Raw genomic sequence first — 578 nt, forward strand, 5'->3', positions numbered from 1 at the left:
GCGAGAAACAAGCGGTACACCGGGTTCCGTGTCTCTTCCCAGTACGGATAACCGAGCGTCGCGAGAAAGCGTTCGAACTCGCTGTTCTCGCTCTCCGGCACCTGGATACCGACCAGAATCGAACTGTAGTCCGCGCCCTGGTTGCGATAGTGGAACAGGCTGATATTCCAGTTCGGTGCCATTGACGACAAAAACTTCATCAGCGCACCTGGTCGCTCCGGAAACTCGAAGCGGAACAGACGTTCGTCGTGAGCCAGAGGCGAGCGTCCGCCGACCATATAGCGGATGTGCTGCTTCGACAGTTCATCGAAAGTCAGATCGACCGTGGCAAAGCCGTGCGCTTCGAATGCGCCCGCGATCTGCGCGGATTCGCTGCGATTCCTGATCTGCACGCCGACAAAGATATGGGCTGAATTCGCGTCCGCGATGCGGTAGTTGAACTCGGTGACGCTGCGCGTGCCGACCAGTTCGCAGAAGCGGCGGAAACTGCCGCGCTCTTCAGGAATCGTCACGGCGAACACCGCTTCACGCGCTTCACCCACCTCGGCGCGCTCGGCCACGAAGCGCATGCGGTCGAA

At 59.9% G+C, this 578-nt stretch carries 1 protein-coding gene; it reads right to left on the reverse strand.

Annotation, left to right across the window (positions count from 1 at the left end; translation table 11 throughout):
* Positions 1 to 578 (reverse strand): threonine ammonia-lyase (locus PQQ96_RS42165; protein ID WP_459252152.1); only part of this gene is annotated, 578 nt, incomplete at both ends.

It is taken from the genome of Paraburkholderia sediminicola (assembly GCF_046027825.1).
Taxonomy (GTDB): Bacteria; Pseudomonadota; Gammaproteobacteria; order Burkholderiales; family Burkholderiaceae; genus Paraburkholderia; species Paraburkholderia sediminicola_D.